This is a genomic window from Micromonospora sp. NPDC006431 (assembly GCF_042870725.1).
Classification (GTDB): Bacteria; Actinomycetota; Actinomycetes; order Mycobacteriales; family Micromonosporaceae; genus Micromonospora.
This window is the reverse complement of record NZ_JBIAHQ010000069.1, coordinates 1-3142: the sequence shown is the minus strand read 5'-3', so window position 1 is coordinate 3142 and position 3142 is coordinate 1. Positions and strand designations below refer to the sequence as shown.

Annotated in this window: 3 protein-coding genes; 1 reads left to right on the top strand and 2 read right to left on the bottom strand. The window is 61.4% G+C overall.

The window, feature by feature from the left end:
- Positions 1-392: 392 nt before the first annotated feature.
- On the top strand, positions 393-779 hold the full coding sequence (locus tag ACFYM6_RS36065) for a hypothetical protein (RefSeq protein WP_387282013.1): 387 nt from the start codon (positions 393-395) through the stop codon (positions 777-779).
- A gap of 522 nt (positions 780-1301) precedes the next feature.
- Here ACFYM6_RS36065 and ACFYM6_RS36060 read toward each other — a convergent pair.
- Both ACFYM6_RS36060 and ACFYM6_RS36055 read right to left on the bottom strand, forming a co-directional pair.
- Entirely contained in the window at positions 1302-2168 is an 867-nt protein-coding gene (locus tag ACFYM6_RS36060; protein WP_387282011.1) for a hypothetical protein, read from the bottom strand.
- A gap of 137 nt (positions 2169-2305) precedes the next feature.
- Positions 2306-3025, bottom strand: coding sequence for a hypothetical protein (locus ACFYM6_RS36055; RefSeq protein ID WP_387282009.1), 720 nt, complete (start codon positions 3023-3025; stop codon positions 2306-2308).
- Between the last annotated feature and the right edge of the window lie 117 nt (positions 3026-3142).

The following is a 3142-nucleotide window of genomic DNA, read 5'->3' as shown; positions in this document are numbered from 1 at the left end:
TAGGAAGGCCGTGCCTGTTCACCACCCCTGGGCCGACCCGTAAGCGCACACCTCACCAGGCCAAACAAAGATCAACTAACTTTGCTTTGCTTCTGCCTCCCGGACGGGGCCAAGGTCGTTCCGGTAGGGCGCTCCACCTTGTCCCCGTCCCGGGAGGCTGGACGGTCTACGACTGCCCGACGAGGAGATCCGCTGGCAAGGCTGGTTCCGCCTAACGCCGTCACATTGATGCACTTGCAGCTGGCGGCTACCCTGCCAAAATGCCAACTGCGCGTGATCCATGGCAGGAAACCTCTCAACGCGGTTCGCTCGCTATCTTCGGAGCCGTTGTGATGCTTGTCGGATGCGCGGTCCCTGGTCCTAGGGCGCCTGCTGCCGAAGAGCCGATTCCCATGACGGAATCGGAGCTGGTGGGGACGTGGATCGAAGAGCGGGACGACTCAGTTCTGGTCTTCAAGTCGGACCACCTGTTCACGGCCACGAACTTGCCGCATCACATGTTTGATGCGTTTCCGGAGGATCTTCCGCCGGGATTCGAGCCGGGGCGAGACAAGCTACCGGCGGAAGGTCGTTGGTTTCTGGGTAATCCGGGCCGAATGCACGACATCGGTATTGACGTCGACGTTCTTGCCGGCAGCGTCAACGGCGGGCGTTACACCTTGAGATGGGAGAGGTCGGACGGCGGTTTAACCGTCAACTACTATGTCGGTGATCCGGACCTGGAAAATCGGATCACGTATCGAAAATGTCAGAAGGACTGCCCCGTAGCCTCCTCCTGACAGTACCTCCGCAGGCTGCGACGGCTTCGCGAGCGACGCAGGCCGACAGGAGTCTTGATCTTTGCAAGGCAGAGGTCTGCGGCGTGCCATTCGGCCAGGACAGCAGGGGTTAGCCGAGGCCACGAGAGACCGACGAGACCAGGCCGCCAACCCGACTGACGGCCGGAGATCGACAATTTCCAAGCCGACAGTCTGGGAGCCACGCGTGGGAGCCACCGGGGCGGACTGGACCGGACGGGGCGGGACCGATCGAGTTGCCGAGCGCTTGAGGACCACGACCAAGGCGATGTGGGATATCAGAACTGTCCGAATGCTGGCCTTCGTGGAGCCTGGCGATGCTCGACGAAGAGATGTGCGCTGATCACCTCCGGTTTCGCCCGGCCCGAGCCGCGATCGACCAGCGCGCGGAGGCTCCTGGCAAGGGACCCTTCTTGGTCGATTGCTGTCTTGCTGGGAGCCTCGCCTCACCGCCCTATCGGCCACCCGCAACCGCCGCGGCCAGCACCCGCAGCCTGGAAAGGCTTACTTAACGTATCCGGCATTTGGTAGCAGTGGCGCCAGAACTGAACGCACCTTTTCCGCCTGCGGCCCTCGATACGCACCCAGAAATGACGTCGCCTTCAGCCAAAAGCCACCGTTAGAGAGATGGGCAACCTCGGCAAACGCGCCCGTATTCCGCAATCCAGTTTCCCCGCCCAATCGGGTCCCCATTTCCTCGCCGAGGATGGTGATCCATCCATAGCCTCGGAGTAATTTACGAGATCGAGGAATCGCATCTTCAGATGGCATATGGAGGGCGAGTTCAAGCGGCGTGCTGAAGATTGAATCCAAAAATGATATTGATCCGTGACTGACCTCAACAGTCTCTGCGGTGCGTTTCAAGAGGTCGAGAGCGGGCGGCCATCGCCCGTCGTCGGGTTGCAATTGAGGCTTGATCATGATCGCCAGGGTCAGCCATTCTCCTGCATGCCCAAAGCGTTGCGATGAAATTAGCATTGATGGGTTAACTGGCATGCCATTGCTGTTCAATGCAAACAGCTCAAGTGAGGCCATACGCGGCAGATTTTCCAGTTCTGCGAGGAATTCCTGCCAGGTCGAGGGCGAGTATTCTCGTCGGCGCTCCTGATATCCCGTCGAGCCAAGATGACCAGAGAAGAGAGCTGCGCTGATCCCCTTCACCGGTCCGACCGCCTGGCTCGCCTGGTTGTGAGCCATGTCCAAGACGTTGCTTCGGAGTTCGCCGCCTAGCGAGTCAAAGCCAATTTCGAACCACCTACGGAGGGCCGCGCCGCCGCCTCCGCCCTCTTTCAAATGAGCCGTCAGTTGCAGTAGCGTCGGCACCCATTGCTCCGAGCTGCTTGGCCACTGCCCGACGAAGGACTTGTCCATCAAGGCCCCTCCCTGAAAGCCGTCACGTGCCTAAGGAAGCGCTGGTCAGTTGTCAGTGCGGGGTGGCCCAGCGCGCCGCCACCCCGCACTACTACCGGCGGAACTTACATCGTCTTTTGCGTCTCCTGATGCCTAGATTACCCGACTAGCTCATAATCGCCCTTCTTCCCTGGGGTGCTGCGGCTTCCTTTGGCTGCGGCTCCTATAAGCCCAGACAGGAATCCTGCGCACCCTCCGATCGCGCAAGCACCGGCCGCAATCACTCCAAACCCACCGGCAATGGCCCACCCGGTGACTGGGTCGTCCTGCACGGGCTTATCGGCGGCAAGGCGCTGTCGGTGCTTATTGGATGCATAGTTGGCGATAGCGGCCGCCTCTGCAGCGGCTTGCCCCTCTGCCCAGCGAGGGTCTTTACGGGAAACCGGCATCCCTTCGTCCTCGACCGTGTACCACTCGAGGCCGTTCTCCTTGGGGTTTCGGGTCTGATCGGAATACACGGTCACAACCTGATTGGGCGTGTTCGGCACCACACTAGTGCGGGGTCCGGCGAAGGAAGGGCCGGCTTTCACCGTCCGACCCAGCCTCATTGGATCCGCTGCAGCCACCGCCATGCCGCTCTCCAGGCTCTCCCGTGCACTGGCGGCGGACTGATTGGCAGATTTGAACTCCCAAACCCAGACCTCCCGGACCTTGTTCCCAGAAGCAATCTGCGCGCAGTTCCAACAGACCAGGTCCGGCCCCTTCTTGTTTCCACCCTTCTGCTCGGCGGTGATTATCGCCTTTGGGCCATACATGGCTCTCAGATCCAGTACGCGGAGGGCGACTGCAGTGTCGTGGGCGTGTGTGTCACCGCCCACCCGCTGCGGGGCATCGCCTGCCCCTAGTACGGCAGCCGCCATTGGCGGTCTGACCTGGCGGGATGCGGTGGGGGTGTGCGGGGTGTGCGAAGTGGACGCAGCCGCCTGCCGATCATG

Coding starts and splice junctions, on each gene's coding strand:
- ACFYM6_RS36060 (WP_387282011.1), bottom strand. CDS start 2,168: ATGGACAAGTCCTTCGTCGGGCAGTGGCCAAGCAGCTCGGAGCAATGG.
- ACFYM6_RS36065 (WP_387282013.1), top strand. CDS start 393: ATGACGGAATCGGAGCTGGTGGGGACGTGGATCGAAGAGCGGGACGAC.